The sequence below is a fragment of the Bradyrhizobium sp. SZCCHNR1017 genome, assembly GCF_032381375.1.
Taxonomy (GTDB): Bacteria; Pseudomonadota; Alphaproteobacteria; order Rhizobiales; family Xanthobacteraceae; genus Bradyrhizobium.
In genome coordinates this window covers 1-17,164 of the sequence record NZ_JAUHIR010000023.1, presented here as the reverse complement: position 1 = coordinate 17,164, position 17,164 = coordinate 1, and the positions used below count along the sequence as shown (strand labels likewise).

The window sequence follows — 17,164 nt, the reverse complement described above, 5'->3', positions numbered from 1 at the left end:
AGAGAATGATATGACCGACTACCGCACCGAAAGCGACAGCCTTGGCCATGTCAAGGTTGCGTCGGACAAGCTCTGGGGCGCGCAGACCCAACGCTCGCTCGAACATTTCAGCATCGGACACGATCTGATCCCGCGCGAAATGATCACCGCCTACGCGACCCTGAAAAGGGCCGCGGCGGTCGCCAATCATGCCGGCGGACGGCTGGACGACAGACCCCATGAACTGATCGTGCAGAGTTGCGATGAAATCTTGGCCGGGCGATACCACGACATGTTTCCGCTGCACGTTTGGATGACCGGCAGCGGTACGCAGTTCAACATGAACGTCAACGAGGTGGTCTCGAACCGCTGCTGTCAGCTCGCCGGCACGCCGCTCGGAAGCCACGCTCCGGTTCACCCCAACGACCACGTCAACATGGCGCAGTCGTCGAACGATTCCTTTCCTTCAGCGATGTGCATCGCAGCGGCCGTCAACGTGAAGCAGCGGCTCGTTCCGGCGGCTGCGCAATTGCGCGACGCGATTGCAGCCAAGGCAGCGGAATGGGATGACATCGTCAAGATCGGCCGCACCCACATGCAGGACGCGACGCCGCTGACGTTGGGCCAGGAATGGTCAGGCTACGCCGGGATGCTGTCGGACGATCTGGAACGGCTTGAGGACGCACTAAAAGGCGTCTATCGTCTTGCCCTCGGCGGGACCGCGGTGGGCACCGGCATCAACTCGGCGCCGGGCTTTGCCGAGGCAGCGGCAGCGGAGATCGCTAGGTTCACGGGCCTGCCCTTCGTCACCGCCCCGAACAAGTTCGCCGTTCAGGGGGCGCACGATGCGCTGGTGCAGCTCTCCGGAACGATGCGGACGCTCGCGGTGTCGCTTTACAAGATCGCCAACGACATTCGCCTGATGTCGTGCGGTCCTCGAGCCGGCTTCGCCGAGCTCAATATCCCTGAGAATGAACCCGGCTCTTCGATCATGCCGGGCAAGGTCAATCCGACACAGTGCGAGGCGCTCGCCATGATCGCCGTTCAGGTGATGGGCAACGACGTCGCCGTCGGCTTCGGCGGCGGTGGCGGTTACCTCGAGATGAACGTGTACAAGCCTCTGATGATCCACAACATCACGCACTCGATCACGATCATGACCGACGGCTGCACCAATTTCCGCAGGTTTCTGGTCGAGGGCACCAAGCCGAACCTGAAGAGGATCAAGGAGTTCGTCGAGCGCTCGCTGATGTTGGTGACCGCGCTCTCGCCTGTCATAGGCTATGACAAGGCATCCAGGATTGCCCATTTCGCCATGGACAACGATCTTACGCTCAAGGAGGCTACGCTGAAACTCGGCTTCGTCGACGAAGCGGAGTTCGATCGTGTCGTCGATCCCGCAAAGATGGTGAGGCCCAATGTCGCGCCGGCTCCGGGACAATCCGCCGCAGGGTGAACCTACGGAAGAGAGCACCGAGTACGCGCCGCTGAACTGCGAGCGGCGGGCGAGGCTGGTGCTCGCGTTCGCAGAGGTGCTCTACGTAAGCGGTCAGTCTACGGAACAGACCATTGCTGCGGCCTCGCGGCTTGCGCGTGCGCTCGGTTTGAGCGCGACCCTCATCACTCGGTGGGGCGAGCTAACTCTCTCTGTAGTCGAGGATGCCCGCACATTCCTGTACCAAGCCTCGGCGAACCCTACGGGCGTCGAGATGGACCGGGTGGCCTCCGTCATCCGTGCCATCTGCGACGTGGAGGCGGGACGTCTGGGGCCCGATACCGCCGCCACGACAATAGATGCGATCGCGCGATTGCGTCCCTCGCCGACGTGGCTCTTCATGCTCGCCGCGGGGGCCGGCAGCTTGGCGCTAGCCGTCATCTTCGGCGTCCAACATGTTGCTGCCGCGGGCTTGATCTTCGTCGGCGGTTGCCTCGGCGCCTTGCTGCGGCGAGGCTTGGCGCGCTTGAGCGAAAATCTATTTCTGCAACCGTTTTGCGCGGCGCTGCTGGCCGGTCTGATCGGTGGATTGGCGGTCCGCTATCAGGTGAGTTCGTCGCTGCGCTTGGTCGCGGTCTGCCCCTGCATGGTGCTGGTGCCGGGTCCGCATTTCCTGAACGGAATGATCGACTTGGCCCGCGGGCGGTTGTCGCTCGGCGCGTCGCGCCTGCTTTATGCGATCCTGGTCGTTGCGGCGATTTCGGCGGGATTGTTGCTCGGGCTGGCCTGCTTCGGCGCGTCGTTGCCGATCGAACCGCCTGGTCGCATCGCGTCGTTGTGGAGAGACGTCGTCGCAGCGGGCGTGGCAGTCGCAGCCTACTGCGTGTTCTTCTCAGCGCCGTTCCGCATGCTGCCGTGGCCGGTCGGGGTCGGCATGGTCGCCCACGCGTCGCGATGGGTCGCGATCACGCAGTTCGGAGCCGGCGCCGCGACCGGCGCGTTGGTTGCGGCCTTGGTCGTGGGTCTGACGCTGACGCCGGTCGCACGACGCGACAACATGCCGTTTGCCGCCATCGGATTCGCCGCCGTCGTGTCGATGATTCCTGGAGTCTATCTTTTCAGGATGGCAGCGGGGCTGCTGCAGGTCACCACCCAAGCTCAGGTGACGCAGGATCTTATTGCGGCGATCCTGGTCGACGGCGCCAACGCCGCGATGATCACCCTCGCATTGAGTTTCGGTCTGATCGTGCCGAAACTAATCGTCGACGCCTGTGAGAAGCATGCCGGAGCAAGCGGAGTGCTGGGCGCAGGCTCGCCACCGCGCATTGGGCGCCGCTGACCAGTCGGGCGCATCTTTATACTGGTTTTACTCGGCTCCAGCGCCTCTATTGACCACACGACCTCGGTTCGATCGATAGATCGCCATGACCAGTTCTGTCGCGGCCGACATCTCCAGCAAAGAAAAGGAAACGCAGCTATGAAACCCCTACAAAATCGCTTTGGGCTTGGCTCTCCTGAGCGGGATGACTGCGATTTGGCTGCCGAGCTCAAGGCCAGGACCGCAGTCCTTCTCCACAGTGCGTTCGCCGACGGGTCGAGCTGGGGAGAAAGTTATCCCCTATCTCAAAAGGCGGGGCTCAAGGTAGTCGCAGTTCAGGATCCGCTCGACTCTCTGGACAACGACGTCGCTGCGACCAAACGGGCGATTCGGAACGCGGAAGGCCCCGTCGTGCTCGTCGGCCATTGTTGGGCCGGTGCCGTCATCACCGAGGCGGGAAACGACGACAAGGTCAAATCACTGGTCTATCTGGCGGCCCACGGGCCGGACAAGGGCGAGTCAGTGAAGAGCGCGACTTCGAAATATCCGGATCCCGAGAGCCTGAAAACCTTCGTCAAGGAGCCGGACGGATATCTCACGATCAGCGAGGAAGGCATCAGGAAATATTTCGCAGCCGACCTTCCGCCCAAGGAGCAGTCCGTCGTAGCCGCGACGCAGGGACCATTCCACATCAGAGCGCTCGGCGCGACGATCAGCGAGGCAGCATGGCGGGAGAAGCCGACCTTCATGGTCGTTGCGACCAAGGACGCCATCATCCCGCCGCAAATGGAGAAGGACCAGGTGAAAGCCGCTAATGCTACCGCGATCGAGATGCCCCCGAGCCATGTCGCGATGCTGGCGTTCCCGAAAGAGGTCTCCGAGCTGATCATCAAGGCGGCGGAGTAGCAGCGCTGCCGCAAGCGATGTTGCCGACCGCCACACTGGTCGGCATGTCTTGAAACAGCATCAACAGAAAGTAGTCATCGTGGCCATAAAGACCATCGTTCTTGTGCATGGCGCTCTCGCGGACGGTTCTTGTTGGACAAAGGTCATTCCGCTGCTCACAAAGCGTGGTTTGAAAGCGATCGCCGTTCAAAATCCGCTCGGCTCGCTGGCGGATGATGTTACGGCTACCCACGGGTCATTGGGATGCAGGAAGGTCCAGTTCTCCTCGTCGGTCACTCTTGGGGGGCGCTGTCATTACAGAGGCCGGCAACCATCCTCAGGTGAAGGGTCTTGTTCATATCTCGGCCGGAGCGCCGGACAGCGGTCAGTCGTTCGCCGACTGGAAGAACTACACGCCGGCGCCTGCGGCGACCGAAATCAAGCCATATGGCGAGGGATACGTCGCATTGACCCTCGAGGGGGTCCGCAAGCACTTCGTGCAGGACATTCCGTCGGATGAAGCCGATATCGTGTACGCGGCCCAGGGCCCGCTTGCAGTCAAGTGTTTCGGTGACAAGATCACGGCGGCGGCATGGCGCTCTAAACCGAACTGGTACATCGTGGCCGCGCAAGATCAGACTATTCCTTCCGGTGTTGAGCGCCATTCCGCAAAGCGAAGGGGCGCCCAGTCGCTGGTGCTGGAAATCTCGCATGTGCCGATGCTCTCTCGACCCGATGTCGTTGCCGAGTTCATCGCCAAAGCGTCGTCGTCGCTCTAGACCGAGACGTGTCGGTCGGCGAGCCGCGGGACCAAACCAAGCCGCCTTCAGGCGGCTTTTCGTTTGCGTTCTCCGAGAATGACTACGAATATCCGTTTGCACGGAGATGTCGTGTGGCGGCACAAATCAACCTGCCGATTTGACCATCAAAGCCACGCAACAACGGCGCGTGCGTTTCGGGGTGTGCCTAATCAATCTACGCCCCGATTGCTGCCAGCATCAGGCAGTTCTTGAGGCTTCGAAGAGAAACCAAGCTCGCCGCTCTGCCTGGTCAGTCCAGCCGTCCAGCAGTCCCGAAGTACCGTTGTCCCTGGCTTCATCGACGAGCACTTTCGCCTCCCGAAACGCACGAACCAGCGCGAAATTGTCTTCGCGGAGTTCGGCGAGCATGTCGGCTGCCGGTACGAATTCGGCGTCATTGTCCTTGATCGTCTGCCGGCGAGCGATGTCTCCAATCGACCGCAGGGTGGTATTTCCCGTCTTGCGAAGCCGCTCGGCGATGTCGTCGACGACCGAGAAGATTTCCGTCGCCTGCTCGTCAAGCAACAGATGATAGTCGCGAAAGTGCGGGCCGGCCATGTGCCAATGAAAATTCTTGGTTTTGAAGTAGAGCGCGAGCATGTCCGCCAGGATTGTGTTGAGCGCGTCGGCGGCTGAGGTAGTATTTCGCAGTCCCGGGGCTGATGCGGAATCGGATGTTGGTATGCGGGCTGGAATCATTGTCGTCTCCAAACGTTCATGCGGCGAGCCGCGACGGAATGTGAGAAAAATGACGATCGGGGCGCCCCAAGGGGAGGAGCTCGGGCGGCTTGCGCCCCGACCTACGCATGGCGCGCCGCCATCCGCAGGGCATTTGGCTTTGAAAGGACGCGCGCTTGGGGCGCCGGACTTTCTGAAAGCCAAAGTCGTCAAGATTTCTGAACTGATGGCGAGGGTAGAACCACAAATCCTCAGTATCAATTAAATCGGTGTGACATCGTGTAAAAATTGCATGCCGCCGGATTTACAGGTGTGGAGCGCGGCCGCCGACGTCGAGGCTTATCGATCGATCGGCAGAGGCGCCTCCGCAGAAACCAGGCCTCTCTTTCGAAGTTCACGCCAGAATTCGGCAGGGACTCTGGTCTTCAGCGCCGCGTGATCTTCGAAGATACGCTCGGGCTTGCTGGCTCCGGGGATGACCGCGGCCGACGCCGGGTGCGCCAAAGAGAAGTGGAGCGCCGCCGCTTTGATGGGTATGTCGTATTCAGCGCAGAGCGCGGAGATTTTCTCGACCTTGTTCGCGATCGCAGGCGGCACCGCACCGTATTCGAAGTGACGGCCGCCAGCGAGCACGCCGGAGCTGTAGGGACCACCGATCACGATGTCGACCTTCCTGCGCTGCGCCGTGGGCATCAGCCGCTGCAGCGCCAACTCGTGGTCGAGGAGAGTGTAGCGGCCGGCCAGCAGGGTGGCATCCGGCTCAGCCTCGGCGAGCCCGAGCAGGAGCTCCACAGGCTCCACTTTGTTCACGCCAAGACCCCAGCCCTTGATAACGCCTTCGTCGCGCAGTCTGGAAAGAGCCCGGAAGGCGCCCGTTCTTGCGGTTTCAAACATCGCAAGCCATCCGTCGCCGTAGAAATCCTGGGCGATATCGTGAACCCAGACGAAATCCATATGACCGATATTCATGCGCCTAAGGCTGTCCTCGATTGACCTCATCGTGCAGTCGTACGAGTAATCGGGAACGACCTTGTTGAGACGGCCGTGTTTAAAAATGTCGCCCTTTTCGCCGTAATCCCGCTCGCTCGGATCTTCGACCTCGTCGAGGATCAGCCGCCCGACCTTCGAGCTGAGAACGTACTCGCTGCGGGGTCGTTTGGAGAGCGCTTTGCCGAGACGGATCTCCGCCAGTCCCGCTCCGTAGAATGGTGCGGTATCGAAGAAGCGGGTGCCTGCGTCCCAGGCTGCATCCACTGTCGCCAGCGCCTCATCCTCCGGAATGGCCCGATACATGTTGCCGAGCGGAGCGGTGCCGAATCCTAGCGGCCCCGCCTGAAGTGCTTCCCTGATTCGCATATGAACCTCCGGTGTTGATGGTGCCGGCGCGACGCCGTCTTGGCGCCGAGCCAATTTGCAAACGCGGTTCATCGACTGTATGTCGCCGAGCCCCCACAGACGAATAGCGATTTGTAAATCGAGAAAAATCGATCGCCGAAAAATACGGGCTCCGAGTCGGAAAGGCGAATTGTCTGCGCGGCGCCTTCGCTGCCGACGTTTTACATCTCTTTACGGGCGCCTGTTGCCGCTTCCGATTATGTGTAACCACGGCAATGGTGCTCGACTTGAGCTACTGCGGCAAATTCAAGAACGAACGGAAGGGCGATACCATGAGCAAGACGAAGGTGCTGGTCGTCGGATCCAATGCGACCCAGATCGAAGTCCAGGGCGGCAAATGGGGGCCGACCGGAAACTATCTGAACGAGACCGTCGTTCCGAGCATGGCCCTGCAGAGCGCCGGTTATGATATTCAGCTCGCCGCACCGGACGGCACCAAACCTCACATGGACAAGGCCTCGGACTCCGGCGCGCATTTAGGCGGCGATGCTGCCGCTTATGCCCGCGCCAGGGCGTTCTGGATGAATGATCCTGCGATGAACCAGATCCAGCCCCCTGTGTGCCGTGATCGAGAAGGAACGGGACGGCTATGCGGGCGTCTTCGTGCCGGGCGACCAGGCGCCGGTGGTCGACCTGATGCAGGACTCCCAGATGGGCGAGGTACTTCGACATTTCCACGATTGTTCGAAACCGAGGGCGCTTCTCTGCCATGATCCGATTGCGCTCGTCTCGGCGATGTCGCGTCCGGTAGAACTTCGCGCAGCCCTGATGGAAGGTGACAGTATAGACGCGCAGGAGCAGGCCCGAGGCTGGTCCTACGCCGGATACCTGATGACGATCTTTTCCGCTTCCGAGGAGACATGGGTGGAAAAGGAAATCCTGCACGGCAAGATGTATTTCACGATGCCCCAGGCGCCAAGCGCAGCGGAAGGTGACGTAATTATGACGAACGTCGATTTCGAGCCGCACGTGATCGTCGATCGTGAACTCATCACCGGCCAGAATCTACGCTCCGATCATGGGGTCGGTGAGGTGCTGGTCAAGGCGCTCGACAAGGCAACGGCCCGGCACAGGTCCGGCGTAGCCGCATCCGCCTGACTGAACGGCGGATTGCCGCCGCGAGACAAGGCCGGCCGACAGGAGGGATCAGTGGCCTCTCACATGAAAACGACGGCGCTATTGAAGGCTAAGCCTGGCAGGGCGAGCGAACTGATCGCTCTGCTGCGGGAGCTGGCGAACCATAGCCGGTCGGAGCCGGGCAATCTTCGATGGGATCTCTGGCAGGATCAGAGCGACAAGACCAATTTCATCATCGACGAGCTCTACAAGGATGCTGCTTCGGTAGAGGCCCATCGGGCAACTCCCCACTTTCGGGAGTATGCATCAAGAATCGACGAGCTCGCGACGAGAACCGCCGTCACGTCGCATCCTTTGGACGTGGTCTCATAAAGCGACAAAGCCCGGCGCGTCTTTATCGCACCAAACTCGCCTCAGAAAACGGCAGGAGCTCACATGGCAACCACGCTGAACATCAACGGTGAGGACAGGTCCTTCGAAGCGCCACCCGAAATGCCCCTGATGTGGGTGTTGCGCGACATACTCGGCATCACGGGTACTAAATTCGGATGCGGCATGGCGCAATGCGGCGCCTGCACGGTGCATGTCGACGGAAAGCCGGTGCGCTCTTGCGTGCTGCCCGTCGGCAATGTTCAAGGCCGAACGATAACCACCATCGAGGGCATCGGCTCAACGCTTATAGGTGCCAGGGTCCAGAAGGCCTGGCTCGACCTTGAGGTGGTGCAGTGCGGCTACTGCCAGTCCGGCCAGATCATGTCGGCGGCGGCGCTCCTGCTGTCGACGCCGGATCCGGACGATTCCGATATCGACGCTGCCATGGCCGGCAACATCTGTCGCTGCGGCACTTATGTACGCATCCGTGCCGCCATCAAGCAGGCGGCGGCCGCTCAGAAGGCTTAGGTGACCTCATGACCGGATCCATCGAACTGTCTGACATCTCGCGTCGTCACGTTCTTGGTGGCGCATTGGCTTCGGCCTTCGTCTTCGCCTTCCATCTCCCGGTCCGGGCCGCCGGGCCCGTGCAGAAGGGGCCGGACGGCGCAGCGTTCGCCCCGAACGCCTATATCCGGATCGACGGGACCGGCCAGGTGACGCTGATGATGCCGCAAGTCGAAATGGGTCAAGGCATATACACGGCCGTTGCCACAATCCTTGCGGAGGAACTCGATGCGAACCTGTCCCAGGTCGCATTGGAGCATGCTCCTCCGGACGAGAAGCTCTATACCAATCCTTTGCTCGGGCTCCAAGCGACAGGCGGATCGACCTCGGTCCGCGCGTTCTGGACGCCTCTCCGGAAAGCCGGCGCCGCCACACGGGCCATTCTTGTCAGGGCAGCCGCCGACCAGTGGCACGTCGCACCGGAGAGCTGCAGCACGATCAATGGAGCGGTCGTTCACAAGGAAAGCGGTCGACAAACGGCATATGGCGACCTCCTGGATGCCGCGAAAAAGATTGCGGTACCCGGCGACGTTGCGCTCAAGGACCCCAAGGACTTCGTCCTGATCGGCAAGCCACTGAAGCGCCTCGACACCATGGACAAGGTCAATGGCAAGACGATCTACGGCATCGACACCATGATGCCCGGCTTGAAATTCGCGACCTTGGCGCAGTGCCCGGTCTTCGGCGGCAAGGTGGTGAAGGTCGAGGACGAGGGCGCGAGGAAGATCGCTGGTGTACAGCAAATCATTGCGTTGGACGACCTCGTCGCCGTCGTCGGAGATCATATGTGGGCCGCCAAACGAGGGCTCGAAGCTCTGGACATCACATGGGACGAAGGCACGAACGCCAACGTCAGCTCCAAAGACATATGGGAGCATCTCCGTGCAGCGAGCGAGGGCGAGGGCGTCGTCGCAAAATCCGTCGGAGACGTCACCAACGTGCTCTATTTGGGCGAGACGTACGATGCCTCGTACGAAATGCCGTTCCTTGCGCACGCGACGATGGAGCCTCTCAACTGCACGGTCCACGTCACGCCGACGTCGTGCGATATCTGGGTGGGAACGCAGATCATTGCCCGAGCCCGGTCCGTGGCGGCGAAAGCGACCAGACTTCCGGAAGAGATGGTAACGATCCACCAGCATCTGCTCGGCGGCGGATTCGGGCGCAGGCTCGAAGTTGACATGATCGCCGTCGCGGTGCGGATCGGCGGCGAGGTCGATGGACCCGTCAAGATCGTGTGGACCCGCGAAGAGGACGTGCAACACGACATCTACCGTCCCGTCTACCGCGACAGCATTTCAGCGCGAATGTCCGGCGAAAAGGTCATCGCGCTGAAGTACCGCGTCGCCGGTTCGTCGGTGATTGCGCGCTTCCTGCCGCCGGCCTTCAATCAGGGCATTGACATCGATGCCGTCGACAGCGCGGTCGATACGCCCTACGACATTCCGAATGTTCAGGTGGAGTACGTCCGCGTTGAACCAGCCGCCGTGCCGACCGGCTTTTGGCGCGGGGTGGGGCCGAACAACAACGTGTTCGCGATCGAATGCTTCATGGACGAATTGGCGCGGAAGGCGAATAAGGACCCGGTCGCGTTCCGGCGCGACATGCTCGGGAAGACGCCGCGAATCCGGCACGTGCTGGATCTCGCGGCGGAAAAGTCGCTCTGGGGCCAGCCTTTGCCGCCGCGCGTCGGCCGCGGCGTCAGCGTACAACCGACCTTCAACACGTCGATCGCGACCGTCGTCGAGGCCGAAGTGGATACCGGCGGGGACGTCTACATTCGCCGGGTGACCCTCGCAGTGGATTGCGGCCTCGCCGTCAATCCGGACACGGTCGTTGCGCAGGTCGAGGGGGGCATGATCTTCGGCCTGACCGCCGCTCTGTATGGCGAAATCACTCTGGAGAAGGGCAGGGTCCAGCAGTCGAATTTCCATGACTATCGAATGCTCCGCATCGACCAGGCCCCGAAAATCGACGTCCACCTGGTAAAAAGCGGAGAGGCGCCGGGCGGGATCGGTGAGGCCGCTGTCGTCGGAGGGCCTCCCGCGCTGCGTAACGCGATCTATGCGGCGACGGGTGTCGCATTGCGCCGTCTTCCGATCGACCGGGCTTTGATCGCGGAGAAGAAATCATGGTTGTAAAAGCCGGACTCTTGAAATGGGCAGCCGGCGTTGTCGTTGTGGGCGCCGTCGTTGCGCTCGGCGCCGTCTGGTACGTACGCGGGCCCGGTCCGCTGGCCTTCAGCGGCGGCAAGAACGTCCTAGTGGTTGACTATGAGCACGGCGATCCGACGGGCGTGCCTGCCGAGTTGAGGCAGGCCAGCCTCATAGAGCGCGGCAAATATCTCACTGAGGCAGCGGACTGCGTAGTCTGTCATACTGCGCCGGGCGGCAAGAAATATGCTGGCGGCTTCGCGTTCAAGCTTCCGTTCGGCACCATGTACTCGACCAACATCACGCCGGATCCGGAGACGGGCATCGGCAAGTACACCGATCAGGAGTTCCTCGACGCGATGCATCGCGGCGTACGCCGCGACGGCGCGCGACTTTACCCGGCCATGCCGTACACGTCTTACACTCTGGTCACGGACGCAGACGCGCTTGCGATCAAGGCCTATCTCTTCAGCCTGCCGTCGGTGCGCTCGGTGCCGCCGGAGAACACGTTGCTGTTTCCGTTCAGCCAGCGTTGGGCCATGACTTTCTGGTCGTTGGTGTTCAATCGCGACGAGCGCTTCCGGCCCGACGTGTCGCAGACCCTGAAATGGAATCGGGGCGCCTACCTGGCCGAAGCGCTGGCCCATTGCGGCGAATGCCACACGCCGCGCAACATCGGGTTTGCGCTCGATAACCGGAAGAAGTTCGCCGGGGCGCCGGTCGCAGGCTGGCAGGCCACGGATATATCTTCCGACAAGTCAACCGGCCTCGGCGGCTGGAGCGACGACGAAATCGCTTCCTATCTCGGTGTCGGACACGTCTCCGGACGCGGCACCGCATCGGGTCCGATGGGCGAGGCCGTCGATCACTCTTTCAGCAAGATGGCCAAGGCCGACATCGAGGCGGTGGTCACGTTCCTGCGGAGCGTTCCGCCGGCGACCTCGTCGAGTCCCTCGCCGAAGCCCGTACCTGCTCCGGCATCTCACAAGGATGGCGTCACCGCGAGCCTCCTCGGCAAGAAGATCTTCGAAGGCGCCTGCGCGAGCTGCCACGGTTGGAGTGGCGAGAGCGCAGTCTCGAAGTTCGCGACGTTGACCGGGAGTGCCGCCGTCAACGACCCGAACGCTACGAACGTGGCTCAGATCGTTATCAGCGGAACAAGGCGCCTGACTCCCGTCGATAGCGCGCTCTCGATGCCGTCATTCGGGCGTGCGTTCTCCGACGATGAGATCGCCGCGGTGGCCAACTACGTGACCGGCCGCTTCGGCGCGAAGGGTTCGTCGCTGACCGCAAGGGACATTGCCGAGTTGAGGGCGCAGAACTAGGGCCGCGTTCCGTGGGCGGCCGGCGAAGACCGGGCGTAAGCCATCGAAGCTGCTCCAGCATGTGAGATCTGTCATGCCGTGCTCATACGACTGCCTGACGTATTCGAGACGCGAAGCAAATGCTGTCGGCTGCCGAGGCCGAGCCGAGAGCCTTGGTACTCTCTACAACATGGCCGTCGTTGATGCTGATGGCCATCTCCTGGCATTCACGCGCCAGGACGGCGCGCTGAGCGGAAGCATCGATCTTGCGATCAACAAGGCCGTCACGGCGCGGCTTTTCGACAAGCCGAAGTCCGAACGGGCGCATCTTGCCCAGCCGGGAAAGCCGCCGTTCGGCATCCAGGCGAGCAACGCCGGCAAGGTCGTTATCTCCGGCGGAGGCATTCCGGCCGTCTTCGATGGTCGAATATCCGGAGAAGTGCAAAAAGGGAGCCATCTTCTCCTCAAGTAGCACGGCATCTATGTTCAGCCGATCAATTACCCGACCATCCCCCGCGGCACGGAAAGGCTCTGCATCTTGCATCGCTGATCGGGACCGGCATGTTGCCAAATAGCTCGGAGGGGGTGGCGCAGGTTGAGTGCCGTCGCGGGTGAGCGAGTCGATCATCGCCTGCACATCCTCGCTGACGAGGCTGATCACGGTGTCGACGTTGAATCGTCCGGACATGTGACCGACGAAGTAGATCAGACTGGCGACGAGAGAAACGCGAGCACGATGCTGATGGTGCTCGCGGTCACGTACCGCCTTACTCGGCCGGAGCTGACGCCTCCGGGCATTCACGGGCGAATGGCTTCACGTCTCTCGGCTGGCCCATCAGCACGGGCTAAAACAACACCGCGGCCATCATGGTACACAGGAGCGAGAGAGCCATCAGCTTACCCATGCTCGACATTCCCGGATATTCGGAGGCCCACATGCTGCCGAAGGCAACCGCATTTGTCAGCGCGCTGAACACGACGGCCTGGGTCAACGCCGATTGGAGCAGGTGCGTATTTCCCGCCCGCCAGGCCATGATGTAGTAGATCTTGAAGGCAACGCCGACTCCGAGAAGAAGCGGCAGCGCTACAATGTTTGCAAAGTTGGTTGGAAGCCCTCAGATCACCACGATTTCGAGTGCAAGCAGACCGGCGACGAGCAGCGGAACGAGCGTGAGCAGCACGTCGCCGATCCGCCGCAAGGCGATATAGAGCAGAGCTGCGATCGCAAGCAGTGCCAGGGTTCCGGTTTCGGCGAAGGCGCCGGTGACGATGCGGCTGGATTCATAGTAGTTGATCGCGGCGCCGCTGGCCGCAGGAGCAGCGGCCAGCACGGCGCGAGCGAAGCCGCGCAGCACGTCGGGGTCATTGGCATTGCCTCTAGGCGAAATCTGCACCCGAGTGAGCGGCGAGCGGCGAGCGGCGAGTATCGCGAACCGCGCGGCGAGTTGCTGGTGACGGCGCCGAACAAGTTCGGCAAGCTTCATGTCGCGCCGCTCGTCCATGCGTTCCTCGCCGCCTATCCGTCGGTCAGCGTGCGGCTGATCCTGTCGGACCACGTCATCGACATCGTCGACGCGCATGTCGACGTCGCGGTCCGCATCGGCCGCATGCCCGACAGCCAACTGATCAGCCGTCAGGTCGGGCATGTGCGCTGGATACTCATCGCCAGCCCGGACTACCTCGTCCGCCGCGGCGAGCCCGAAGACCTCGAGGCTCTGCGTGATCATGATTGCATCGCCTTCGAAGGCCTGCAGACCTATATGCGCTGGACGTTCGGCGTTGGCGCCGACGAGCGCACGTTGCCGATCAAGCCACGCTTTTCGGTCAACACGGCCGACGCCGTGGTGGAGGCAGCAGCAGCCGGCCTCGGCGTCGCGTGTCTGATGTCCTACCAGGTCGCTCCGGCGATCGCCGACGGCCGGCTGGTGCAGATCCTGTACCGTCAAGACGATCGTCCGACGCCAGTCAATCTCGTGCACCAGCCGCAGCCGGTCCAACTGCTCCTGCGCCGCGCCTTTCTGGATTATGTTGCTCCAAGGCTGAGCTGTGCGCTGGAGAAGATCGAAGAATCTCTTGGGAAGGCATGAGCAGAACAAGGCGCTGAGATGCGCGGGTCTGTATGGAACTAACAAACGACTTGTTGCTGTGCCGGCAAAAGCAGCCGATAGTTGACGAAGAGAAGCTCGGCATGATCCCGCAAAATATTCCTGTGGAATCAAGACCAAAGGAATTCGTCGGTCTCGCCATCGGCGCCCCGATGTGGCATGTCGGTAAAAGCATTACAGATCAATGCTTTAGTGCCACGCAAGATAATCGAGTGGGAGTAGGTTAAAGAACGTGGGCCGAATTGATTGGTGCGCAGTCGTCTTTTTGCTTCTCAGCCAGGAGATTGAACGAGGTCTTGCCGGATTAGCTCGATGAACGTTCTCAGCCCATGCGGCAGCTCTGATCTCGTCGCGAGCGAACGCTTGGATAGTTGCTGGGACGAAAAATGCGACCTCAAAGAGGTTGCAAATAGCGATTTGTTCGGCTGCCAGCGTTCCTCCGCAAGAAGATCAAGCCATCGTAGAAAGAACGAAAGAATAAACTTGCCTCGATATCGCGCTGATGGTTCCAACTTATCAAACTCGTTTTCTAAATCCTTCATCTCTTCTGTCGTCGGCTCACGGTCCAGAGGGATCAACTCCAGAAGGTCAGCAGTGCTTATCAACGGTTTAACTGCGTCAAGCTCTACGACAACAAACTTGGTAATTCGATTTTCCAGACCGCTATTTCTCACACCGATTCCTAGTCGTCGTGCGGCAAATATTCGCAAGTTCGCTGCGCGCATCGAGAGATGGAAGCATTGCAGGACTCGGCCGAAGCAGAGGAGGACGGCTTCGATTCGCTCCCCTGCGCATTTGAATTCGTCGACCAGAATGCTTGTTAAAACTCGTTCTGAAACCAGATAGTTCTCGATCGAGTACATGTCCGTCAAGAAGAGGTCAGGACCAGCGTTGTATCCCTTCAGGTCATCGAAATCTCGGTCGACGAAGAAATATATGCCAGATTTTAGATATGCTTCGTTAGGCTTTATGTTGTCCCTAAACCGCAGGATTTGATCCTTTCCCGATGCCGGTATCGGTTCAAAGGCTAAAGAATCGTCGCACCGTCCTATCCAGACGCTAAAGGGGCCTAGATCCTCTGGTCCTTCAAATACGAAGATTGGTTTGATTTTCTCGCGAGATCGTACGCTCAAAATTTGGAGCTTGAGCACGGCAGGGCTCTTCCTGCTTTGCCGCGCGGCATCCACTAAGGAAGGTGACATCTCAATTGCTCATTTTACCGGAAATATCGCGCGTGACGTTGAATGGGCTGGCGTAGGCGTCAAGCTCATTATCAAAAACGAATGGGGAGTGCGTAATAGCTAGAAGTTGTCGGCAAGTAGGAGAATGAATAACATCCGGCAATAGACGCTTTTGCCAATCAATCGATAGGGAGAGTTCTGGTTCATCGATCAGAACAATCTTCTTTGTTCGACTGAGGTATAGATGAGCGAACAGTGAGATTACTTGCTTTTCACCAGAGGATAGGTCGTCAAATTGGATGTCCTTGCCGGTCCATTCATTGAGAACCTTGACTTTCATTTGTGTTGGTTCGTAGCGCAGTTTCTTTCTGTCGCCCGACATGCTGAGGTATTCGTTGGCCTTGTTGACGAAGTTCTCGATATCTGACTCCAATTCTTTTGTCTGGTTTACTACCTTTGACAGTCTGGCGAGGAAATATCGTAGCGGCTGGTGCGATTGCTCGCCTATCTCGCCACTTCTGTAGAGCTGATTTATGATGTCAAGGCGCTGCTCGGCGTCGTTGGCTGATTGCTCAATTCGTGAAAAGAAAAGTCTGAGTGAGTCGATCGTTGGAAGTGATTCGCTCTGCCAGTCACCTGAAGGGAAGCGGCCGCCAAGCAAGTCGTCGATGATCGCCGCGCTTATTTCTCGATAACCTCTATTTGACCTGCGTTGAATTAATTCGGTCAACTGAAGTAGTCGAGCTTCGACATCTGCGAGTCCGTAGTTAATGCCCATTGTGGTTTCGAAAGATTCCCATAGACCTTGAGCAGAGCGTGGGCGCGGAATCGTTGCCGACAAGCGTCGGCTGTGTCGCTTCTGTATCGCCAGTTCAATTCGCCGATAAGTTGGAAGATATAGGACGTCGGTGTGGCCGAGAGCATCTTTGATCGAGGAGACGAGCTCTTTTATTTCTGGAGACCGGGTACGAGAAAGCGCGGAATGAATAACGTTGACACGCTCTTGAATTTCGGGGATTGACCACGGCGAATTCATGTACGCGCGATTGAGAATTGGAATCTCGCGAATATCGGCTCCCTTGTAGTCAAGGATTAGGTCTTGAACCTCAGTGGGGCGAACGTTGGCGTAATGCGCTAGTTCATTTACGCCGGTTTCAATTTCTTCCGGAATCGTGGGCAGTTGAGTCCGATAGAGAACTAATGGCCCTGAAGCACCTGCAAGTTCGCATTCGATTCTCTCAAAATCCAAATCGGCAAGTTTGCCGAAATTTGTCTTGAGAAAGGCATCGAGTGCTGAAAGGAAGATTGTCTTTCCTGCGCCATTTTCGGCGATAACAATCTTTGCTTGACTCTCGAAGTCGAGACGAATGGTTTTGTACTTGTGAAGCCCTACAAGGCGAAAACTACGAAGGACGGGAGAGGCGTCGTTTGGCACTGACGCAATCCTATTTGGTTGAGAATTGCTTTAGAGTAGCCCATTGCGGGTGTATTCACAACCGCGATAAGGGCTAGTCCTCGCGTTTCGTGCGCGACCGCGTCTCCGCTGATCAAATGACGATGTATTACGGTGACAGTGCACTAAACTTCTGCTCCTCGCTGGCGGTCGAGACCCCCCTGCTGCCGCATTCAACAGAGGGATCTACCCGACGGGCAATCCGCGCATGCCCCGTATGCATCAACTGCCCGTCGTGCCAGTTTGTCGCGGACTTATCCCTTGCGCCGTCGGGCAAATCACCGCCACATTTCCGCGCATCCCGGCTCGCTGAAGAGGGACGTTTCGCGATCGTCACGAGCGTCGAGCCGGAAGATGCGACGGGCGCGTTGCTTCGCAGCCGGGTGTCACAGCCCGCGCCGACGAACGGAGCGATGCGACGGCGAAGTGGTGTGGTCCTGGCATCGCGGTGCTGATGCCAAG

At 59.8% G+C, this 17,164-nt stretch carries 16 protein-coding genes and 1 pseudogene; 11 read left to right on the top strand and 6 right to left on the bottom strand.

Annotated features, from left to right (window positions below; all coding sequences use genetic code 11):
- Positions 1 to 10 precede the first annotated feature (10 nt).
- The 3 genes from fumC (at position 11) to QW863_RS33220 (ending at position 3,638) form a co-directional block, all read left to right on the top strand.
- Entirely contained in the window at positions 11 to 1,435 is a 1,425-nt protein-coding gene (gene fumC, locus QW863_RS33230; protein ID WP_315769856.1) for a class II fumarate hydratase, read from the top strand.
- Positions 1,398 to 2,753, top strand: a complete 1,356-nt coding sequence (locus QW863_RS33225; protein ID WP_315744966.1) for a threonine/serine exporter ThrE family protein — start codon at positions 1,398 to 1,400, stop codon at positions 2,751 to 2,753. Before fumC ends, QW863_RS33225 begins: the two co-directional genes overlap by 38 nt.
- Before the next feature lie 138 nt (positions 2,754 to 2,891).
- Positions 2,892 to 3,638 (top strand): alpha/beta hydrolase, encoded by a 747-nt coding sequence (locus tag QW863_RS33220; RefSeq protein WP_315769855.1) that lies wholly within the window; start codon positions 2,892 to 2,894, stop codon positions 3,636 to 3,638.
- Here the strand turns inward: QW863_RS33220 and QW863_RS33215 are convergent.
- Positions 3,622 to 3,747, bottom strand: coding sequence for a hypothetical protein (locus QW863_RS33215; RefSeq protein ID WP_315769854.1), 126 nt, complete (start codon positions 3,745 to 3,747; stop codon positions 3,622 to 3,624). The genes QW863_RS33220 and QW863_RS33215 overlap by 17 nt on opposite strands.
- Positions 3,748 to 3,958: 211 nt before the next feature.
- Between QW863_RS33215 and QW863_RS33210 the strand changes: the two genes are divergently transcribed.
- On the top strand, positions 3,959 to 4,396 hold the full coding sequence (locus QW863_RS33210) for an alpha/beta hydrolase (RefSeq protein WP_315769852.1): 438 nt from the start codon (positions 3,959 to 3,961) through the stop codon (positions 4,394 to 4,396).
- A 219-nt stretch (positions 4,397 to 4,615) separates the two neighbouring features.
- Here QW863_RS33210 and QW863_RS33205 read toward each other — a convergent pair whose 3' ends face one another.
- Both QW863_RS33205 and QW863_RS33200 read right to left on the bottom strand, forming a co-directional pair.
- On the bottom strand, positions 4,616 to 5,116 hold the full coding sequence (locus tag QW863_RS33205; protein WP_315769851.1) for a DNA starvation/stationary phase protection protein: 501 nt from the start codon (positions 5,114 to 5,116) through the stop codon (positions 4,616 to 4,618).
- 318 nt (positions 5,117 to 5,434) lie between these two features.
- Positions 5,435 to 6,451 carry an aldo/keto reductase gene (locus tag QW863_RS33200; protein WP_315769850.1) on the bottom strand — a complete coding sequence of 339 codons (1,017 nt, stop codon included), beginning with the start codon at positions 6,449 to 6,451 and terminating at the stop codon, positions 5,435 to 5,437.
- A gap of 603 nt (positions 6,452 to 7,054) precedes the next feature.
- Between QW863_RS33200 and QW863_RS33195 the strand changes: the two genes are divergently transcribed.
- The 6 genes from QW863_RS33195 (at position 7,055) to QW863_RS33170 (ending at position 12,435) form a co-directional block, all read left to right on the top strand.
- Entirely contained in the window at positions 7,055 to 7,588 is a 534-nt protein-coding gene (locus QW863_RS33195; RefSeq protein WP_315769849.1) for a hypothetical protein, read from the top strand.
- Between the two features lie 63 nt (positions 7,589 to 7,651).
- Complete coding sequence (locus QW863_RS33190; RefSeq protein ID WP_315769848.1) at positions 7,652 to 7,939, top strand: putative quinol monooxygenase; 288 nt, start codon at positions 7,652 to 7,654, stop codon at positions 7,937 to 7,939.
- 63 nt (positions 7,940 to 8,002) lie between these two features.
- Positions 8,003 to 8,467 (top strand): (2Fe-2S)-binding protein, encoded by a 465-nt coding sequence (locus QW863_RS33185; protein ID WP_315769847.1) that lies wholly within the window; start codon positions 8,003 to 8,005, stop codon positions 8,465 to 8,467.
- 8 nt (positions 8,468 to 8,475) lie between these two features.
- Complete coding sequence (locus QW863_RS33180; RefSeq protein ID WP_315769845.1) at positions 8,476 to 10,647, top strand: xanthine dehydrogenase family protein molybdopterin-binding subunit; 2,172 nt, start codon at positions 8,476 to 8,478, stop codon at positions 10,645 to 10,647.
- Positions 10,638 to 11,984 (top strand): cytochrome c, encoded by a 1,347-nt coding sequence (locus tag QW863_RS33175; RefSeq protein ID WP_315769843.1) that lies wholly within the window; start codon positions 10,638 to 10,640, stop codon positions 11,982 to 11,984. Before QW863_RS33180 ends, QW863_RS33175 begins: the two co-directional genes overlap by 10 nt.
- 73 nt (positions 11,985 to 12,057) lie before the next feature.
- Positions 12,058 to 12,435 (top strand): GlcG/HbpS family heme-binding protein, encoded by a 378-nt coding sequence (locus tag QW863_RS33170; RefSeq protein WP_409998346.1) that lies wholly within the window; start codon positions 12,058 to 12,060, stop codon positions 12,433 to 12,435.
- A gap of 295 nt (positions 12,436 to 12,730) precedes the next feature.
- Here the strand turns inward: QW863_RS33170 and QW863_RS33165 are convergent.
- Positions 12,731 to 13,360, bottom strand: a pseudogene (locus QW863_RS33165) (hopanoid biosynthesis-associated RND transporter HpnN); the annotation flags it as partial.
- A 54-nt stretch (positions 13,361 to 13,414) separates the two neighbouring features.
- Between QW863_RS33165 and QW863_RS33160 the strand changes: the two are divergent.
- Entirely contained in the window at positions 13,415 to 14,050 is a 636-nt protein-coding gene (locus QW863_RS33160; protein ID WP_315744949.1) for a LysR substrate-binding domain-containing protein, read from the top strand.
- Positions 14,051 to 14,340: 290 nt separating this feature from the next.
- Here the strand turns inward: QW863_RS33160 and QW863_RS33155 are convergent, their stop codons facing one another.
- On the bottom strand, positions 14,341 to 15,219 hold the full coding sequence (locus QW863_RS33155) for a DUF4435 domain-containing protein (protein WP_315712580.1): 879 nt from the start codon (positions 15,217 to 15,219) through the stop codon (positions 14,341 to 14,343).
- Between the two features lie 52 nt (positions 15,220 to 15,271).
- Positions 15,272 to 16,684 carry an AAA family ATPase gene (locus QW863_RS33150; protein ID WP_315712578.1) on the bottom strand — a complete coding sequence of 471 codons (1,413 nt, stop codon included), beginning with the start codon at positions 16,682 to 16,684 and terminating at the stop codon, positions 15,272 to 15,274.
- Positions 16,685 to 17,164: the final 480 nt, after the last annotated feature.